Source organism: Bacillus sp. FAU20 (assembly GCF_056033865.1).
In genome coordinates this window covers 218,685-238,013 of sequence record NZ_JBVYHY010000026.1, presented here as the reverse complement: position 1 = coordinate 238,013, position 19,329 = coordinate 218,685, and the positions used below count along the sequence as shown (strand labels likewise).

22 protein-coding genes and 3 pseudogenes are annotated in these 19,329 nt (G+C 33.1%); 2 read left to right on the top strand and 23 right to left on the bottom strand.

Annotation, left to right across the window (positions count from 1 at the left end; genetic code table 11):
- Positions 1 to 50 precede the first annotated feature (50 nt).
- Together AC0OM3_RS23135 and AC0OM3_RS23130 are read right to left on the bottom strand one after the other, a co-directional pair.
- A complete protein-coding gene (locus AC0OM3_RS23135) occupies positions 51 to 1,739 on the bottom strand; it encodes a formate--tetrahydrofolate ligase (protein WP_033672993.1) in 1,689 nt (562 codons plus the stop codon).
- Positions 1,740 to 1,833: 94 nt separating this feature from the next.
- Positions 1,834 to 2,514 (bottom strand): class I SAM-dependent methyltransferase, encoded by a 681-nt coding sequence (locus AC0OM3_RS23130; RefSeq protein ID WP_000160041.1) that lies wholly within the window; start codon positions 2,512 to 2,514, stop codon positions 1,834 to 1,836.
- A gap of 335 nt (positions 2,515 to 2,849) precedes the next feature.
- On the opposite strand from AC0OM3_RS23130, the gene AC0OM3_RS23125 reads away from it, so the two are divergent.
- Positions 2,850 to 3,188, top strand: coding sequence for a hypothetical protein (locus tag AC0OM3_RS23125; RefSeq protein WP_001253201.1), 339 nt, complete (start codon positions 2,850 to 2,852; stop codon positions 3,186 to 3,188).
- 28 nt (positions 3,189 to 3,216) lie between these two features.
- Here the strand turns inward: AC0OM3_RS23125 and AC0OM3_RS23120 are convergent, their stop codons facing one another.
- From AC0OM3_RS23120 to ytfJ, 4 genes are all read right to left on the bottom strand, one after another.
- Positions 3,217 to 3,429 carry a hypothetical protein gene (locus AC0OM3_RS23120; RefSeq protein ID WP_000798747.1) on the bottom strand — a complete coding sequence of 71 codons (213 nt, stop codon included), beginning with the start codon at positions 3,427 to 3,429 and terminating at the stop codon, positions 3,217 to 3,219.
- 69 nt (positions 3,430 to 3,498) lie between these two features.
- Positions 3,499 to 3,819 (bottom strand): hypothetical protein, encoded by a 321-nt coding sequence (locus AC0OM3_RS23115; protein ID WP_000761174.1) that lies wholly within the window; start codon positions 3,817 to 3,819, stop codon positions 3,499 to 3,501.
- 51 nt (positions 3,820 to 3,870) lie between these two features.
- Complete coding sequence (locus AC0OM3_RS23110) at positions 3,871 to 4,647, bottom strand: oxalate:formate antiporter (RefSeq protein ID WP_000014087.1); 777 nt, start codon at positions 4,645 to 4,647, stop codon at positions 3,871 to 3,873.
- 160 nt (positions 4,648 to 4,807) lie between these two features.
- Positions 4,808 to 5,233: a GerW family sporulation protein gene (ytfJ, locus tag AC0OM3_RS23105; RefSeq protein ID WP_000349986.1), complete on the bottom strand. Its 426-nt coding sequence runs from the start codon at positions 5,231 to 5,233 to the stop codon at positions 4,808 to 4,810.
- Positions 5,234 to 5,364: 131 nt separating this feature from the next.
- On the opposite strand from ytfJ, the gene AC0OM3_RS23100 reads away from it, so the two are divergent.
- Complete coding sequence (locus AC0OM3_RS23100) at positions 5,365 to 6,150, top strand: GNAT family N-acetyltransferase (RefSeq protein WP_061884101.1); 786 nt, start codon at positions 5,365 to 5,367, stop codon at positions 6,148 to 6,150.
- A 431-nt stretch (positions 6,151 to 6,581) separates the two neighbouring features.
- Here the strand turns inward: AC0OM3_RS23100 and AC0OM3_RS23095 are convergent, their stop codons facing one another.
- From AC0OM3_RS23095 to AC0OM3_RS23015, 17 genes and pseudogenes are all read right to left on the bottom strand, one after another.
- On the bottom strand, positions 6,582 to 7,355 hold the full coding sequence (locus AC0OM3_RS23095) for a DUF3952 domain-containing protein (RefSeq protein WP_061884100.1): 774 nt from the start codon (positions 7,353 to 7,355) through the stop codon (positions 6,582 to 6,584).
- A gap of 176 nt (positions 7,356 to 7,531) precedes the next feature.
- Positions 7,532 to 8,307: pseudogene (locus AC0OM3_RS23090) on the bottom strand (hypothetical protein).
- Positions 8,308 to 8,369: 62 nt separating this feature from the next.
- Positions 8,370 to 9,139: pseudogene (locus AC0OM3_RS23085) on the bottom strand (hypothetical protein).
- A gap of 98 nt (positions 9,140 to 9,237) precedes the next feature.
- Positions 9,238 to 9,962 (bottom strand): annotated as a pseudogene (locus tag AC0OM3_RS23080) (hypothetical protein).
- A 217-nt stretch (positions 9,963 to 10,179) separates the two neighbouring features.
- Complete coding sequence (locus tag AC0OM3_RS23075; protein ID WP_229163603.1) at positions 10,180 to 10,227, bottom strand: hypothetical protein; 48 nt, start codon at positions 10,225 to 10,227, stop codon at positions 10,180 to 10,182.
- 141 nt (positions 10,228 to 10,368) lie between these two features.
- Positions 10,369 to 11,187: a DUF3952 domain-containing protein gene (locus AC0OM3_RS23070; RefSeq protein ID WP_000044422.1), complete on the bottom strand. Its 819-nt coding sequence runs from the start codon at positions 11,185 to 11,187 to the stop codon at positions 10,369 to 10,371.
- A gap of 33 nt (positions 11,188 to 11,220) precedes the next feature.
- The gene (locus AC0OM3_RS23065) at positions 11,221 to 12,024 is read right to left on the bottom strand and encodes a DUF3952 domain-containing protein (RefSeq protein WP_000768465.1); all 804 of its coding nucleotides are present in this window, start codon (positions 12,022 to 12,024) and stop codon (positions 11,221 to 11,223) included.
- A 75-nt stretch (positions 12,025 to 12,099) separates the two neighbouring features.
- Positions 12,100 to 12,858: a hypothetical protein gene (locus AC0OM3_RS23060; RefSeq protein WP_000267149.1), complete on the bottom strand. Its 759-nt coding sequence runs from the start codon at positions 12,856 to 12,858 to the stop codon at positions 12,100 to 12,102.
- A gap of 468 nt (positions 12,859 to 13,326) precedes the next feature.
- Positions 13,327 to 13,926 carry a hypothetical protein gene (locus tag AC0OM3_RS23055; RefSeq protein WP_231122443.1) on the bottom strand — a complete coding sequence of 200 codons (600 nt, stop codon included), beginning with the start codon at positions 13,924 to 13,926 and terminating at the stop codon, positions 13,327 to 13,329.
- A 50-nt stretch (positions 13,927 to 13,976) separates the two neighbouring features.
- Positions 13,977 to 14,273, bottom strand: coding sequence for a hypothetical protein (locus AC0OM3_RS23050; protein ID WP_001177229.1), 297 nt, complete (start codon positions 14,271 to 14,273; stop codon positions 13,977 to 13,979).
- 437 nt (positions 14,274 to 14,710) lie between these two features.
- A complete protein-coding gene (locus AC0OM3_RS23045) occupies positions 14,711 to 14,956 on the bottom strand; it encodes a hypothetical protein (RefSeq protein WP_000588631.1) in 246 nt (81 codons plus the stop codon).
- A gap of 289 nt (positions 14,957 to 15,245) precedes the next feature.
- Positions 15,246 to 15,692, bottom strand: a complete 447-nt coding sequence (locus tag AC0OM3_RS23040; protein WP_000582719.1) for a DUF5085 family protein — start codon at positions 15,690 to 15,692, stop codon at positions 15,246 to 15,248.
- Positions 15,689 to 16,150, bottom strand: coding sequence for a DUF5085 family protein (locus tag AC0OM3_RS23035; RefSeq protein WP_000701786.1), 462 nt, complete (start codon positions 16,148 to 16,150; stop codon positions 15,689 to 15,691). Before AC0OM3_RS23035 ends, AC0OM3_RS23040 begins: the two co-directional genes overlap by 4 nt.
- A gap of 136 nt (positions 16,151 to 16,286) precedes the next feature.
- Positions 16,287 to 17,072: a hypothetical protein gene (locus AC0OM3_RS23030; RefSeq protein ID WP_000267115.1), complete on the bottom strand. Its 786-nt coding sequence runs from the start codon at positions 17,070 to 17,072 to the stop codon at positions 16,287 to 16,289.
- 29 nt (positions 17,073 to 17,101) lie between these two features.
- Positions 17,102 to 18,586 (bottom strand): T7SS effector LXG polymorphic toxin, encoded by a 1,485-nt coding sequence (locus AC0OM3_RS23025; RefSeq protein ID WP_000034623.1) that lies wholly within the window; start codon positions 18,584 to 18,586, stop codon positions 17,102 to 17,104.
- Positions 18,587 to 18,606: 20 nt separating this feature from the next.
- Positions 18,607 to 18,903, bottom strand: a complete 297-nt coding sequence (locus AC0OM3_RS23020) for a TIGR04197 family type VII secretion effector (RefSeq protein ID WP_000503885.1) — start codon at positions 18,901 to 18,903, stop codon at positions 18,607 to 18,609.
- Between the two features lie 3 nt (positions 18,904 to 18,906).
- The gene (locus AC0OM3_RS23015; protein WP_000510565.1) at positions 18,907 to 19,329 is read right to left on the bottom strand and encodes a YwqH-like family protein; all 423 of its coding nucleotides are present in this window, start codon (positions 19,327 to 19,329) and stop codon (positions 18,907 to 18,909) included.

Below are 19,329 nucleotides of genomic sequence, written 5' to 3'. Positions count from 1 at the left end.
CCACTTGATGTATATATAGTTTACAGATAAACGAGATGAATTACAACCTTTTAGAATAAACCTACTGCTTTTCCATCTTCATTTACATCCATTTGAAGTGCTGCTGGCTGTTTTGGAAGACCTGGCATTGTTAACATTGTACCTGTTAACGCAACGATAAAGCCTGCACCGATAGATGGTTTTAACTCACGAATTGTAACGATAAAGTCAGATGGACGACCTAATTTTGTTGCATCGTCAGAAAGAGAGTATTGTGTTTTCGCCATACAAACTGGTAGGTTACTCCAACCTTCTCCTTCATATTGAGCTAATTGCTTACGTGCTTTCGGAGCAAATTCAATATCTTTTGCGCCATATACCTTTTGAGCAATTGTACGAATTTTTTCTTCTAATGGTAATTCTAATTCATAAAGTGGTGCGTAGTTGTTTTCACCTTTTTCGATTTCTTTTAGTACTTTTTCAGCAAGGTCAACTCCGCCTTGGCCACCTTTCTCCCAAACTTCTGTTAAGGATACTGCATAGCCACGCTCATTACACCACTCTTGTAAGTATGTAACTTCTGCATCTGTATCTGTAATGAATTTATTAATTGCAATTACGAAAGGCACACCGAAGCTTTGAATTGTTTCAACATGCTTCTGTAAGTTTTCCATACCTTTTGCTAATGCATCTACATTTTCTTCTTTTAATTGATCTTTTGCAACGCCGCCATGCATTTTAAGCGCACGAATCGTCGCAACAATAACAACTGCTTCTGGTTTAATGCCAGCTGCACGAGCTTTAATATCTAAAAACTTCTCAGCGCCTAAATCAGCACCGAATCCAGCTTCTGTAATAACATAATCACCTAATTTTGCTGCCATTGTTGTAGCGATAACACTGTTACAACCGTGAGCGATATTCGCAAATGGTCCGCCATGAATGATAGCTGGTGTATTTTCTAACGTTTGTACTAAGTTCGGCTTTAATGCGTCTTTTAATAATAGTGTTAACGCACCTTCTACACCTAAATCTTTAACCGTTACAGGTTGATTTGCAAAGTTATAAGCAACTACGATGCGAGATAGACGTGCTTTTAAGTCTTGAATATCTGTTGCAAGGCAGAACACGGCCATAATTTCAGATGCTACTGTAATGTCAAAACCGTCTTCACGTGGTACACCTTGTACAGGTCCACCAAGACCAATTACTACGTTACGAAGGGCACGATCATTTAAGTCAACACAGCGTTTCCAAACAATTTTACGTGTATCAATTCCAAGTGGGTTTCCTTGTTGGATATGATTATCAATAAACGCTGCTAATGCGTTATTGGCAGTTGTGATCGCATGGATATCTCCAGTAAAGTGAAGGTTAATGTCTTCCATTGGTACGACTTGTGAAAAACCGCCACCTGCTGCTCCACCTTTTAATCCCATCGTCGGTCCAAGAGATGGTTCACGAAGTGCAATTACTGTTTTCTTACCAATTTTGTTAAAAGCTTGACCTAAACCAACTGTTACTGTTGATTTACCTTCTCCAGCTGGAGTTGGGTTAATTGCTGTTACTAAAACAACTTTACCGTCTTTCTCATCTTGTAAGCGCTTAAAAATATCAAGAGATAACTTACCTTTATAATGCCCGTATGGCTCTAATTCATCTTCTAAAATATTTAAATCAGCTGCAATTTCTTGAATCTTCTTCATACTCGCTTCTTGTGCGATTTCAATATCGGATTTCACTGTTGTAGTAGTTGTCATATACCCTAGTCCCCCTTTAATTGGTTCTGATGATATTGTATCAGTTTTTTGTATTTTCTGCACTTATTTACCTCCTAAAAATTCTTTCATTTCTTTATACGTTTTTTAACATAAATACCCATAAGAATGTTAACGATTGTTGCAACTCTGTAGGTAGTTGACCTAACATCTTCTCATTTACTCCGCGCTTATATACGCCGATGCCATCTACAACTTTAAAACCTTGTTCTTTCGCTAACTGTTCAAATTCCCAAGGCATCATTGTATTACAAACAACGTCTTTTCCGTACAAGCGAGGATAACTATTCTCTCGTGGCTTTGCTGTCGGTCCTAAAATTGCAATACATGCATATCCATCTTTCTTTAACACACGCTTTATTTCATTTAACGCTCGTAATGGCTCTTCCGTCCATTCTAAAGAATTAATTGCCATAATTGATTCAAATTGCTCATTTTCAAATGGTAATGCAGAAAGATCTCCTTTTATAAAAGATAAATTTGGTCCTTCCCCGCGCTCCTTACCTTTTTGAATCATCACTTCCGATAAATCTACTCCCACTGCTTTATAGCCTGCGCGACTTAATTTATATGTACCGTACCCATCACCACAACCAACATCGAGCACTAGTGCTTCTTTCTTCACGTATTGTTCAAAAAACGGAATAATTGTGCTCCTACTCCCGCTGTCCCACATCTCTTGACTATTTTGATTCCAAAACTCTGCACTACTATCCCATTTCTTTTCTGCTGATTCATGCCAATTAAATTTCGTCATACATTCCCCTACCTTCACGCTTTATCACTCATTTCATTCTACATCATTTTCCAAAATTCCTGTTTTATCCCGCTTGTAGTAAGACACCTACCTCAAAATTCAATGGATGCGGACCAGTTAATGGGAGAGAACTGCTAATAAAAATCCAATTGTTGCTGGCTGATAATCAGTCCTAGTGAAAAAAATCCCACACTCTATCTTCAATAGGAGATGGATATGTTAACGATGGAATACGTATTCTCCATTTTTTGCTTTACTTGGGTTTAACTCATACTCATGCTCTTCTCATTTTGAAAGATACTATAGATACACCCAATTGAAAGAGAGGGATGTACATGCGAAGAAAGAGAAATCATCATTTTAAAAGTGGTGAAAAAAACGAAGAGTATGCTGCTGAAATATCACCAGCTGGCATTCCAATTAGACATAAGCGTAAAGAAATTGCAAATGAAATAGAAGGTACAAATACCGGCGCAATGGTAGGCTATGTCGCTTTATTTCTTTCGTTATTCTCCATTGCTTTTTATCCAGTTACGCTCGGCTCCCTAGCAATTTTAGTTGGCCTATTAGCTGTCAATTTCGGAGCAAGAACACTTGGATATACAGCAATTGGTTTTGGTAGTTTTTCTGTTTTATTTACTTTACTTTATCCCCTTGCTTTGTCAGCGTTTTAAAAAACACACCAAGTTATACTTGGTGTGTTCATTCGTGATACAACATAATATGACCGCATCCACAGCAATGTTTCGCTGTAATTTCTTGAAACACTGGATAATTTTCTTCATCCCTATGCTCAATAAAAACCTTTTCAAAACGGTACATGTTTGGCGCATATGCCCAATCTTGTTTCGTACGTGCATATAACGTTGAGGAAAAAAACTCCTCACCACCGCAAACGATACATGTATTCTTCATCGCTATCCCTCCTATGCTTGTCTTACTTCATCTATATGAACATAAGCATAAAAAAAAGACCTTCTATTACTAGAAAGTCTTCTCTGAAACAAAAAGAAATGTACCAAACATTCCTACTCCGCTATATTCTTTTGAAACACCAGCTTCTGTTTTAAATGTTTGCTTTACAGTCATAAAGAATACACCATTTCGTGCATCTGTACTTTCAAATTGTAGTTTTTCTTTTTTACCATCTACATTTTGCGTGCATTCAAAACTACTCTCGTTACAATTCAATGCATACTTATCCTGTACATACACTTTAAAATCTGATTCTTTCGGACAAGTTATAAGTAATATTGCCACGAGAATAATACTTATAATACCCACAATTGTATAATATTTCTTCATTTGTACTCCTTTCAAATGACAAGAAAACTTGACTTCATACGCCAAGTTTTCTTAGTCAACAACCCATTGCCACTCTTGTTCTTTCTTATCAAAAATGAGCCAACCTGTTTCTGTTGCTTCCTCTTTCAATTCATCGATATTATCTAACACCTCATCCGTACTTTCATACGAACCAACTACATATACCGGAATTTCAAGACCTCTTCTTGACTCAATCTTCCCTGCTAGATCTATGTAAAGACCATCTTCCATTAGTGGAATAAGTCCCATAATCAATTCTTTTGAAATCGCTGGGAAAATTTTTGATTTTTGGAAGAAAGAAAAACGTTTCTTACCGAAAGCACCGAGTTTATACGGAATGACTTTACTTAACATTCCTACAAAATCAGCAATTCTACGATAATACACTTTGTTGTACCATCCGTCATCATGTGAAAAATAAACAAATCTATTTTTCAACAGCGGAAAGAATGTTCTTGCAAGTGGTTCTTTTTTGTGAGCCAAATATAATAATTCTGCAATTTCTTTCGGCTCTAATTCATCTAAATCGCTTGCATCATCAAAATCTACCCAACAAAATTCATCAAATTCATCAATCTCTGCTTGAATTAACTTATGTATATTTTCTTCCTCAACATATTCAAATAAAGTATGATAATGAAAATCCGTCCATTCGAAGTTGTGCTTCAAAAGCAACACTTGATGAAGCGGTGAAGGGATGTTACTCGCAAACTCTTTAAACGTAATTCCTGATGTAATAAAACAATGACCTCGACGATTACCATTAATATATATCATATTCTTTACTTGGTCAGATCCTCCAGACAAAGCACCTAGCCACCTTCGTTTTATATGTTTCAATTCTATAGCATATTTTAACATGAAAAATTTTAGAAACATAGAAAAAACTTCAAAAACTATTTACAATTTCATGTGTTTTATTACATAGTGATTACAAGAAAAAACGCCTGCTCATAAGCAGGCGTTTTTAAAGGATTTCATCAGGGTTTTGAGGATGATGATTTCCCTCTTTCTTTTCTTCTTTTTGGAACATCGATTGAATTTTATCAATTGTTTGTGGAGCTAATTCAATCATTTTTTCTGCTAAATGTGTCGCATTTTGTAGATGAAGAATATTTACTCCATCTTTATTCACCACAAGAAATGCTACTGGTGTAATAGAAACACCACCCGCGCTACCGCCACCAAATGCAGCGTTACCGTTCGCTCTTTGTCCATCATTCGTTTGGAAATCAGAACCTCCTGCTCCAAAACCGAACGCTACTTTAGAAACCGTTAACACCACACCACCGTCAGCCGTTTGAACAGGCTCTCCAACAATCGTATTTACATCAACCATTTCTTTTAAATTTTCCATTGCTGCTTTCATTAACCCTTGAATTGGATGATCCACCGTTCATAACCTCCTTTGTCATATCTTTCCTAGTTTTTCCGAAAGTTTGTGAACTAAACATAAAATTTTATATTGATTTCAAAAAACTTAAGTTGTAATATTTAGAAAAATAAAAAAGAGGTCGATTCATTATGATGCGAAAATTAACAAAGAAAGATCATGAACAAGTATTCGCTTACCTAAAAGAAGAAGCAGCCCTTAACTTGTTTATTATTGGAGATATTGAAGCTTTCGGTTATGACACAGATTTTCAAGAACTATGGGGAGTATTTAAAGAGAATGGAACATTAAAATCAATTTTACTCCGATTCCACGATTCATTTATACCATATAGTAAAGAAGACTTTGTTACCACTGATTATGAGGCACTTCTTTCCGCATATAAGCCACTTAAACTCTCTGGCAAGTCAACTATTGTAGAAAGATTTGAAACTGCTCCAAGTGTACAACTAGGCGCCAAAAATGAAATGTATTTTTGCGAATGTCTAAATGACAACAACTTACCTAACACACCAATTTATGAAACAATTAAACTTGCCTCACTCGATGATATAGAACGAATTATGAAATTACGAAGTGACATCGCTGAATTTCCGACTACTAATGAATCAGAGAAAATATTAAGGCAGGCTATCGAAACAAATACAGGACGCACATACTATATTGAAAAAGATGGCGTGATCATCGCATCCGCCTCTACTTCCGCTGAAAATTCATTATCCGCTATGGTAGTTGGTGTATGTACACACCCGAATTATCGCGGAAATGGCTACGCTTCACTCATATTACAAAAAATGATCCAAGACTTTACGAAAGAAGGCCGAACACTTTGTTTATTTTATAACAATCCAGCTGCTGGACGAATTTATAAACGACTAGGGTTTAAAGATATTGGTATGTGGACGATGTATCGATAATAAGAGATACTCTATAAACGAAAATAGTTGTAACTTAGCAATAAAAGCCGATTACACAAAAACTTCACACCGTTATTATGAAGAAACTACTTGAGGAGCGAGGACTCTAACTAAAAAATGGTATGCATTCAAACTAAATTTAGACAGATAAAGTGAAACTTTAATCAGTGGGGGGTTTTCTCCATCCCCCACTGATTATTAGTTGAACCAATCGGACTTTTATGGGCAGTTGATCCCCCACCTAACTTCTTTGCTTTCGCTGCATTTTGAGGTGGGGGTCTTACTGCCCATTAAAGCGGGATAAACGCCCCAATTGTTGCATCTACTCCAGCAATTGGGGCGTTTATCCTCAAATTCTTTCCACTATATTTATGAAACATTTATCACAATTATGTCGCTATTATCTTTCCGTACAAATGCCCTTCTAAATATTACTGCGTCTTATTATACTTTGCTTTAAAATCAATATATTCCTGTTTCGCATCTTGGTTATTACCTTGGTGACTATCAAAAGATGTATGTATTTGTGATATGTATTTTACTAACTTGCCTTCATCATTTCTTTTCTTATAATTTATTACAATACTTACTTCCAATATCTGCTCTGAACCCTTTGTAAACTCAATATGCAGTGCGATCGATCCACCACCATATTCATCATATTGTATTTTCAACTTATCATTAATAATACTTTGAAACTCTGATTCAGTTAGTTTATATCCAACAGTACTAGGCTGACCAAACTTTTTTATATCATCTCCTGGCTTCATCTTTAGTTTCCCAATCCCTTTTAAACGATCTACAATTAAGTTCACGTATGAAACATCCAGACTTGAATCCGTACTTTGTACCTGTCCATTCTCATAACTAATATTTGTACTATAATTAACTTCTTCTCTATAATTTTTATTATCTACTTTCGAGGTAATTTCTTGTGTTGTATTTCCATATAAACTTTTATCTTTCGTATTATATATACCTTTCGAAGTTTGATAAATTGTTTTACTGTGCTCTCCATCTTCCTTTTGCTCATATGTACTATATATACCTCTTTGTTTCACATACGCATATCCATCATCACTAGCGGACATAACCTTTTTCATGTCACCTTCATCCAAAGCTTTGACAAATGGCTCATACTCTATCTTTTTTTCAAAAAAACTACATGCTTGTAGTAAGCTGATTGTTATTATGATACTAATCATTTTAAAAACCCTTTTTTTGTTCATTTCATCATCACACTACTCTCTCTACACTTTCGATCAGATAACCTTCTAATCACTTTAATCACCTTACATAATTAAATTTTCTTTTAAAAGTTAAAATACTCTCCTGTAAATAATTACTTTTCTATCATCAAAACTTACAATACACACTTTCTTTATGCCTTACGTTTCGATTTACTTTTTTTATTTTTCTTTTGATATCTTGGAGTTTCTCTTTTATGTTGCTCCCACGTTTTATTAAATGACGGAAATTTAAACCTGCAATATGCTAATAGCTGAAATTCAGCTGCTCCGATTGCTATCGTATACATTAAAACAGTACCTATTACATATCCAATAAAAGTATCAAACGCATAATCATTATGAAAATAAATCAAAATAAGAAGGATTAATGCGTATAGTGTAGCCCACTTCATCATCTTTCCTTTTGTTTTACTAAAGAAAGAAGCAGACCTCTCATCCATACTAAACGCACCTTCACTTGCCAATTTAAATGTATCTATTGTTGTTACAATATGGAAAATTACCGCTCCTAAATATAGCAAACATACATAATTCAACGTAATACGATCCATTGAATTATTAGCTATTTCAGAAACAACTAAAACTGTAAGTAATATAGTGCCATTTGAAATGCATTTAATATTACAACAATTGTTTGTAGCTTTTGAAATTTAAATTGTGCTTTTGGAAATAAATATAGCACGAAAAAAATTACTTGCAGAGCATATGCCAACACCTCTAGCTTAACAACCCCTATGTTAAGGAGAACCATACAGTACTCCCAACCACCTGATACAATAATAGAAAAAACGGCTATTGAACTATAAAGTATTCCTCCAAACATAAAACCCGTAGCCCCTTCAGGACTTAAACGATCATTACATGTCATTCGAAACTTATCTAAATCTTCTTCTTTTATATTCCACACCTTGACATTTCACCTTCTATACAGTTTAAATAATTTCCATTTACTTCAATTCTATTTCACTCTTATTTACTTTTCGATTTGGATTTTGTATTTCGCTTTCGAATTCTCCCTCGCATTCTCTCATTCTCTTCCCATGACATATTAAATGACTTGAATTTAAATCTACAGTACACCAATAGTTGGAATTCTGCCGCTCCAATGGCTACTGTATACAGTAAAACAATACCTACCGCATAAAGAACTAAAACATCAATTCCATAACCATTATGAAAATATATCAAAATAAACAGGATTAGCGCATATATTGTAGCCCACTTCATCACATCTCCTTTTCTTTTACTAAAAAATGAGATGGATCTTTCATCCTTACTAAACGCACCTTCACTCGCTTGTTTAAATGTATCAATTGTTGTCACAATATGAACGATAGCTGCTCCTACAAATAATAACCCTACACAAATTAAAGTCATTCGGTCAATTGAATAATCAGATATCCCAGGAAGAACTAACGCTGTAAATGTTATTGTACCTAATTGAAATGCATATAATAATACAACGAGCGTTTGGAACTTTTGAAATTTATAACGTGCTTTTGGAAATGAATATAGAATTAAAAAGATGAATTGTAAGCTATATAAAACAATTTCAGTTTTAACAATTGTTTTATCAAAATAAGTATGATAATAATCCACCCCCCCATAAAAATAAAAAACATAAATACTGAAGTATAAACTATCCCTCCAATAAAGAAAACCATAGCACCCTCAGGACTTAAACGATCATTACATGTCATCCTAAACTTATCTAAATCTTCTTCTTTTATATTCCACATCCTGGCTCTTCACCTTCTATACGTTTCAATTATTTTTCAAACACTAAAATTCTATTAATATATTATTTATTTTTCATTTTGAATTTCTTATTTTGTTTTCAAATTCTCCCACGCATTCTCTCATTCTCTGCCCATGACATATTAAATGACTTGAATTTAAATCTACAGTACGCCAATAGTTGGAATTCTGCCGCTCCAATTGCAACCGCATACATTAAAACAGTTCCTACTCCATACATAACAAAAAAATCAATTGAATAATCATTTTGAAAATACATCAAAATAAGTAGTATTAATACATATATTATAGCCCCCTTAATCATAGCTCCTTTTGTCTTACTAAAAAAAGAGGTGGATCTTTCACCACTACTAAACGCACCTTCACTTGCTTGTTTAAATGTATCTAGCGTTGCTACAATATGAATAATAACTGCCCCTACAAATAGTAGCCCAGTATACATCCTACCAGTTGAATTGTCAGCCATTTCAGAGACAATCGAAACTACAAATAATATCGTTCCAAGCTGAAACGCATATAATAATATAACGAGCGTTTGTAACTTTTGAAATTTAAAACATGCTTTCGGAAATAGATATATAATTAAAAATATAATTTGAATACTAAATAACACAATTTCAGTTTTAACAATAGTTCTGTCAAAAAAATATTGTAGTAATTCAAATCCCCTACAAAAATAATAAACATAAATATTGAAATATAAAATATTGTTCCAAACATAAAACCCGCAGCACCTTCAGAACTTAAACGACCTTGACATGTCATTCGAAACTTGTCTAAATCTTCTTCTTTTATGTTCCACATTCAGTTTTTCACCTTCTATACAGTTTAAATAATTTTCATTCACTAAAATCCCATTACATTCTTAACATTTTTAAGTACATAAATCTTTGTACAACTAAATTCACATAATCTTTTAGGTATATTATTACCATATTTCTTACCATAATCATCTAATCAGAATGCCTTTTGATGGTTCAAGTAGTGTTCTTTTTCCTCAAAAGTTCCAAATATTCTTCTTTCAATTAAGTATAACCGTCTTCTTGTCACCTTCATCCAATGCCTTTATTAGACTCTCATACTCTATTTTGATTTACCAAAACTATACGCGCTCAGTAAAACATAACTGTTATCACAATAACTATTTTTTACTACCCCTTTACTCATATCTTCACAACATTTATCGTTCTCAAAATTCAATTAAAATATATTATTTTTGATTTATATACTCTTTTTCATAATTTACATATTCTTTTTTGGAACTTTGATTATTATCTTCCCTGGTATGATAATATGTTGAAATCTCTTGATTGCGTTTTATAAGCTTATCTTCTTTTTTTTCTTCATAATTTACCGATATTGTTATTTGTGTTATTCTCATTTGATTTTCTTTTGTATTATTAGGCGTATTAAATTCAATCATCAATATTGCAGAATCAAATTTATCATATTTTAAATTTAACTTATCATTCATGATGTTTTTAAACTGCAATTCAGTTAAATCATAGCTTATTATGCTCGGTTCACTAGATCTTTTTGTATCTTCACTCGGTTTCAATTTACTAAGTTCATTTAATCCTCTAAACATTAATTTTACATATGAAACATTCATAGCTTGATCCTGGGCTACTGAACGGGATTTTTCATTTTTTAAATTTGTACTATAGACCGTTTCTTTTTTGTAATTTTGATTACTACCAACGTTTTTATCATTTTTTATATCAGTAACAACCTTTTGAGTTGTTTTCCCATATAAGTCGTCTTCTTTCACATTATATACTCCATGGGTTGTTTGATATATTATCCTGCTATGTTCACCATCTTCTTTTTCTTCATAAGTACTGTCGCTAGTCTCTTCTTTCACATATGCATATCCATCATCACTCGCAGACATAACCGTTTTCATATCACCTTCATCCAATGCCTTTACTAATCTCTCATACTCTATTTTTTCCCCGAAACTGCACGCGCTTAGTAAAAACGTTACTGTCATTACAATAACTATTTTTTTAACTAACCTTTTACTCATGTCATAACTACACCTTTCCCCTTATTTTATACATTACTTATTATTCAAATATTGTTTTTTATACTCCTCATATCGGGTTTTAGAAGCTTTATCGTTATCTTCTTTAGTATTTAAATAGATTGCTATTTTTTGATCATGCCTTATTAATCGGCCTTCTTTATTCTTTTTTTCATATCCCATTGTGATGCTTATTGTAGTGAATTCCATTGGATTTTCTTTTGAATCTTTCGCCGAACTAAATTCCATTAATAATATTGCTTCATCAAATTTATCGTAGTCCACCTTTAACTTATTATTAATTATTTCTTGAAATTCCGATTCAGTTAAGTAATATGTTACCTTGGATGACTCACTAAATCTTTTTTTATCTTTTTTTGGTCTTAAACTATCTATTCCCTTTAATCTATTAAATATAAATCGAACATTCGAAACATCCAAATTTTGATCTGGACTTTTTGATTGATTATCTTCATATTTAATACTAGTTCTATATACAATCTCTTCTTTTTTTTGCTCACTATTTAATGAACTAGCAATTTCTTGCAAAGTTGTTCCATAGAACTTTTTTTCTTTAATATTGTATACTCCTCCTGTTGTTTGATATACAACGCTAATGCGATTATCATTTTCCGCCCCAAACGTGCTATCCCTAACCTCTTCTTTCACATATGCATATCCATCATCACTCGCAGACATAACCGTCTTCATATCACCTTCATCCAATGCCTTTACTAATCTCTCATACTCTATCTTCGTCTCCCCAAAACCACATCCACTTAATAAACTTGATACTATTGACAGAACTATCATCATCTTGGCTTTCTTCTTTAACTTCATACTGACACCCCGTTGATTTCTCTAGGCATTTTTAAGTTCATTATGTTCCTTTTTGGAAAGTAATACATTTCACCCTTATTTACTTTTCGTTTTAGATTTTGTATTTCGCTTTCGCATTCTCTCATTCTCTTCCCATGACATATTAAATGACTTGAATTTAAATCTACAGTACGCCAATAGTTGGAATTCTGCCGCTCCAATGGCTACTGCATACATAACAACATTACACATAACATAACCAAACATTGTGTTTAATGAGTAATTATTATTTATATAAATCAAAACAAGAAGAATTAACACATAAATTACAGCACCTTGTATAACATGTCCCTTTGTTTTACTAAAAAACGAATCTGATTTGTCCCCACTACTAAATGCACCTTCGCTTGCTTGTTTAAATGTATCAACTGTTGTCACAATATGAACAATAATTCCACCTAATACTAATAGACCTACATAAACACGTGTATTGAGATCAATTGAATGCTCAATCATTCCAGAAAGAACAAATAACGTGCATCCGATAGTTCCAAGTTGAAATGCATATAATAATATAACGAGCGTTTGTAATTTTTGAAATTTATAACGAGCTTTAGGGAATAAATATAGAATTAAAAACATTACTTGCAAACCATATAACACTAATTCAATCCTAACAATTACCTTATCAAACAAGGTAGTATAATAATCTATTCCTCCTATAAAAATAATAACCATAAATAATGAAGTATAAAATATCGTTCCGAGCATAAATCCCGTCGCACCTTCAAGACTTAAACGCCTTCTGCATGTCATCCGAAATGCTTCTAAATCTTCCTCTTTTATATTCCACATCCTGACTTTTCACCTTCTATACAGTTTAAATAATTTTCATTCACTAAAATCCCATTACATTCCTAACTTTTTAAGTACATTCATCTTTGTGTAACTATATTCAGATAATATTATCTCTATATTAATTACCGTACATAATCAGAATACTTTTGATAGTTCAAATAGCCTTCTTTCTCCTCAAAAGCTCTAAATATTCTTCTCTCTCTTTCACTTAAGCATATCCCTCATACTCTATTTTTGTTTCCCCCGAAACTGCACTCACTTAGTAAAAACATTACTGTCATCACAATTATATCGAGATAATAAAGCTCTTTAATTTTATCTTCAGAAAAGGTGATAACCTCCCATCAACAATATGCTAGGAGGTTATTACAGTTATTTTAAATTTGTTTTTATTTTAATGGATTCGATTTTTGCAAATAATAATGTTATTTAATTTGAGAGAAGCGAATATTAAAAACATACTGCTTAATAACTCGTAATTAAGTCTTCCCCCTCATATCTAGGGTCTTTCTCAACTTTACCATCTTTTGTTTTGATGACTTTTAGTCTACCTAACCACTCTGCTCCGTTATATGTCTCTTCACTTACCCATACATTATGCTTTTTACCATCTACCTCAACTACTAATGTGGGGTGTGTAAACATGAATTCCTTCTCTACATGCCTACCTACAATTTCTGCATTTAATGATGTACCTTCTTCAACTAATTTACTATTTTGATACCCTTCGATAATAGGTAATCCAATAAATACAAAGAATATGAGTCCAAATACGATGACTTTCTTCTTTGTACTCCATTTATTCTTTTCTTTCAATTCCTTCTGTCTCGCTTCTCTTTCTTCGCGTTCATCCAAACTCTCATTTAAAGCGTCTTCCCATGCCTTAATTTCCGCTTCAATTTCTGCTTCAGCTCTTGCTAATTTTTCTAGTTGTTCATCGGTTGCTACCATCTCATATGAGTTATCTCCAACCAAACGAATTTCAGTACGATTTTCTTTTACTTTTCGCAAGTCTTTTTCTGTACAATTAAACTCTCGAATGATTTCCCCTTGTGTGTTTACCAATCTAACGTAAATGTTTTTTTCTCCTTCTTCTTAAACATCTGAACTCCCCCTTATTTGTTTCCTATCATAGATAACCCTATTGTAATTAAGAGAAAGAAAACGATAATAAGGAAAGTCTTCCCTTTGCTTACTTGTGTTGTAGAACCTTCCAAGACAGCCCATATAAAAATTGGGAAAAGAAGAATACCTAGGAGAATATCAACCAACTTGTTGCTACTCTTCTTTAGTGGTTTTTCTTCTACTATCGGTTTTATCTGAACAGCTTCTTTTCTTATTTGTTTCGGTTTCTTTTTCTTGCGTCTATGATTCCCCCAACTTACTCCGCCACATTTTAAACTTAGCTGCAAATTGATCTTCCATTCTTCAAAACAAATCAGCTCCCTTAGAATGATTTATTATTATGAAAAGACTTTTCATAATTCACATAATCTTGCTTCGCTTTCCTCTTTAACTTCATACTGTCACCAGTTACTCTAGGCATTTTTAGTTTCATTACGTTCCCTTATTGTTCCTATCATAAATCCTAAAGCATCCTCAGGACTCCAACGATGTTTACATATCATCCGAAATTTATCTAAATCTTCTTTTTTTATATTCCATATCCAAGTTTTCCACCTTTAACTACCTTTACTTAAATCATATAGATTAAAAATAAAAACCTTCTCATTTTAACGAAAAGAGAAGGTTTTCTTACTGTTATACATTCATGCCATATTCAAAACTTTCCCTCTTCAAATAACGTATTATAGTTGTTAATCTTTGGAATTTTATTTTTGCTATTAATTTAGGCATTTTTACTTTTCTTAAAAAACACCAAATATGCAAATAATGACGAAATTAAGAGGAATACACCCGCCCCTATACCCTCATATATTTTAAAATAAACAGCAGCAATTATCACAAATATTGACATTATTATTATTAGAATCATTGTATATTTCATTATAAATTCTAACGCTTGATAGATAGATACTATTGTCCTTTGAAAAAAACTTTGCTCTGTTTCTGAAACATTCCGATCCTTAATCAAAATAACACCTTCCCCTCTTTACAAATTGACTTTTGAATAAACTTTCCCCTTCAAACTAGCAACAAAGCGAACTATAGCACGTAACTACTACCAATACAGAATGAGCCCGTTGAAAATCGCATGTCGAAATATTAAGTTAATTACATATAAATTTGAGAACGAAAAACCTCCTCATTCTAACGAGAAGAGAAGGTTTTATTTATGATATTTCCCCAAACCCTATTCAAAACTATCTCTTTTATGATATTTCATGATGTTTCCATATGTTAAAAGCCACAAGCTTAAAATATTATTCTTCATTAAATACAGCAATCTTCACTTCAACATACTGTAAAGACTCATCACCGCTAAACACATGATAAATTGGCGAGGCTAAATTCAGATTATTATCCTCCATATACAGAAGCATTTCACCATATACCTGCTCTGTTAATTTTTCATAATCTCCCGTATATCGTTTCATGAGCATCTCATCAACATAATAATAGCTCCTAAATTGAAGTGTTTCTGATGCTGGAATTTTATCTTCATTCACTGGCATGAATAATTCAACGTACATATTTTCATCAGATGGTATATTTTTCAAAGCATAAAACATCGGACCTTTTACTGTTAAATTCTCTGTTGCAATTTCTGACATAAAATGTTCAATTGCTTCTTCCATATCTTCGTAATGAAAATAGTACTCTTTCGAAACAACATTTGTATATGCAATACTTTGTCCTTCAATTATCATTTTATTGTTTCACCTACTTCTCTAATAGGAGCATAAATATCTAGCCACATGTCACCGTATACGTCTAAACATACGTGATAAAAACCATTATCTAACTTGATATGATGCTGTTCTGCAAACTCATGTATTAAATTATAAGCCTCCTCAATATCACCATCTTCATCAGTAAATCGAACACTTAATGCCTCTTCAATAATTAATCCATCAACGTATTCATATGCAGAATTCTCTCCCAATTTAACACGCTCATTTACTGGAACAGAATACGTATATTCACCGTACTCTGGTTCATTTTCCAATGGCTGATATTTAAAAAGAACAGGACCTACAGCATATATTCCATTATGAACAACTTGATTTCTCAGTGCGATAGCAGGTAATAACCAATCTTCTTTTTTTACAATTTGAGTAATACTAATTAAATTTAAAAGTGATAATGCTTTATATTGAATTTTCATAATACCTACTCCTTTTACTATTCTTTCTCTTGGCTATATATTCTTTTGTTTCTTCAAATGTCACTTACGCTCTCTTTCATATTCCTTCCACATTATAGTAAATGGCGAACATTTAAACCTACTATACTCATTTCCTTTACGCCTTACGTTTTGATTTACCTTTTTTATTTTTCTTTTGATATCTTGGAGTCTCTCTTTTATGTTGCTCCCACGATATGTTAAATGAAGGGAATTTAAATCTACAATACGCTAATAGCTGAAATTCAGCTGCACCAATGGCTATCGTATACATTAAAACAGTACCTATTACATACCCAATAAAAGTATCAAACGCATAATCATTATGAAAATAAATCAAAATAAGTAGGATTAATGCGTATATTGAAGCAACTTTCATCATAGTTCCTTTTGTTTTACTAAAAAAGGAAGCGGATCTTTCATTCATACTAAACGCACCTTCACTTGCCTGTTTAAACGTATCAATCGTTGTCACAATATGAACAATCACTGCTCCAAAAAATAAGAAACCTACATATACTAATGTAATTCGATCAATTGTATAATCAGACATTCCAGGAAGAATTAGAGCCGTGAATAATATCGTACCTAATTGAAATGCATATAATAATACAACAAATGTTTGTAACTTTTGAAATTTAAATCGAGCTTTTGGAAATGAATATAGAATTAAAAAAATTATTTGTAAGCTATATAACACAAGTTCCATTCTAACGATTGTTTTCTCAAAGAAAGTAGTATAATAGTCCCAACCAAACGTTACTAAAGTACCAATAAGAAAAAACATCATTACTGAAACAAACACTATTGTTCCTATCATAAATCCAAAAGCACCTTCAGGACTTAATCGACGTTTACATGTCATCCGAAATTTATCTAAATCTTCTTCTTTTATATTCCACATTACCTATATGCACCTTTCTTGTAGTCTTATTACCAAAATATAGATCCAAGTTTGTGTGTTACTTTTTTAACTCCTTTTTTAGCAAGATCAATTGCATTGTCTTCTCCTCCTAAAAAAGACCATTTTTTATTAATTGCCCATGTAAGTCCTACGGCAACACCAGCTCCAACCACAGTTCCAAGCGGCGGAAGGAAAAACGACCCTGCTACAGCACCAGCGGCCATCGCTCCAGCATTTGCTCCAATATCTACAGCTGAATCTGTTGCTATATCAGCTACATCATGTAACTGCCAACCATCATCTTTAGTAGCGTCTACAACATTCCCTCCGACTGACACAACAGCCCCAAAAATACCTGCTCCTTTCAATACTGTGGCCGGTTTCCCCATACCTTTAAACATTTCTTTCCATTTTCCAGGATGTAAATCCTTTAAACCGTCTGCATAAGCAGTCTTAAATGCACTCAATCCTCTCTCCCCAATTGCAGTAGGCAATCCTTTCTTCTCCCAATCAACGTGGAAATCTTGATAACTTTGAAACTCTGGTAATTTTAAAATGGTTTTTCTTGCTTTTTTTATTTGTGCATTTGTTGTTTTTAAATCACCAAATTCAAATTCTAATTTATTCTTGATAAATCGAACTAAAACATCATCATTATTATCCATTGTAAGGATTTTTGCTACTTTAACCAAATCTTCTTTCTTTAATGTCGATAGTTCATATACTCCTTTCCCTTTTCGACCTTTAGGATCAAAAAGGACGTCTAAAGCATAATTCTTTTTAACATAATGCATGCGTATATAGGAAGCTAAAAGAGCCTTAGTTCCCTTAACACTAATGTCGAATTTGGTCATTGTATCTGCCATTACCTTAATGATATTTCCAATTGCCACGCTAGATATAAGCTTCCCTATTGCAGCGATAGACAAATTTCCATTATTCACTTTTATTTGTTGCATTCCCTCATCTATCTTACGCATTAATTCATCAAACTCTTGCAGGTCACTTTGCTTACTGTTATAAGTCTCTAATTTTTCTAATGTCTCACTGATTTCTTTTTGGCTTTTTACAGCGCCTTCAGTGATGCTTGATGATGATGGATATTGAATTGCGACGATGTCACTAATCGTACCTACTGTTTTTTTCGCCTCTTCATTAGAGTGGCTAAATCCCTCACTATATCCATTAACTTTTTTCTTTACATCATCCAAATAACTTCCATGAATTTTTGCATCTGCATCACTGTCAACCTCACTGTTAAACTCCTCTATTGCTTTTTGAAATTGACTTTTTAACATTTCCGTTGTAACTGTAAATCCAGTGATAACAGCTCCATGAACTGTAGATAAATGATTCTTAATAGTATCAGCAGCTTTCCCTTGAAAAGAGTTAATTTGTGTAAAGTCCTCTATTTTTTGCTGCAATGTTTCCAAATGTTGATTTAACTCTTCAGCACTTGAATTAAACCGCTCTTGCAGTTCTTTTACTTCTTGTAACTCTATGATTTTGCTCATATTTTCCCCCTCCTATCCCTTTACATAGCACGGTGAGCTGAACTGTCTTTCAAATCTTTTCCAAGCTTTTCATCTTGCTGAACCATTTCTTGTCCTGTTTGCTGAATTCTACTAATATCCTTTTGTAGTATTTGTTCATATTGCTGCACTTTTTCCGATAACTTTTCAATCGCTTCACAATATTTTTTCAGTTTACTTAAATTCGTACGATGTAACTGCATACCATTAAATTTAGTCTTACCTAAATCACTAGCACCACTTTTCAAATCACTTACTTTCGCATCAAATACCCCTTTATTTAATTTAATTTCCCCCATTTATCATTTCCCCGCCTTCTGTACTTCTACTTGAATACTAGCGTCAACCATTGAAACACTTCTACTTAGAGAAAGAATACTAGACTCACATGTAGCGATTTCTCTTTCAAGCCGCCGTATAGCTTGATCGATGTCTTCTTGCACTCTCCCTAGTTCTCCGATAAACTTCCCTAAATTCGAAATGACTTGTTGTTCATATGTTTCTTTAAAAGTAGTTGCTCTTTGCCCTTTCCAACTACTCTCGTTTATTTCTAAGGACTTAAACTGCTCTTGATTTTGTTTAATTGCTTCAAGATTATTTACAAATTTCCCTTTAGCAGTTATTAGCCTTCTTAGTTTCATTTGTAGTTCAGCCAATTGCCCTTGTTGATGACTTATACTACTTAATAAACCAGATTTTTGACTATTTAATTCCTCTATCCCCAT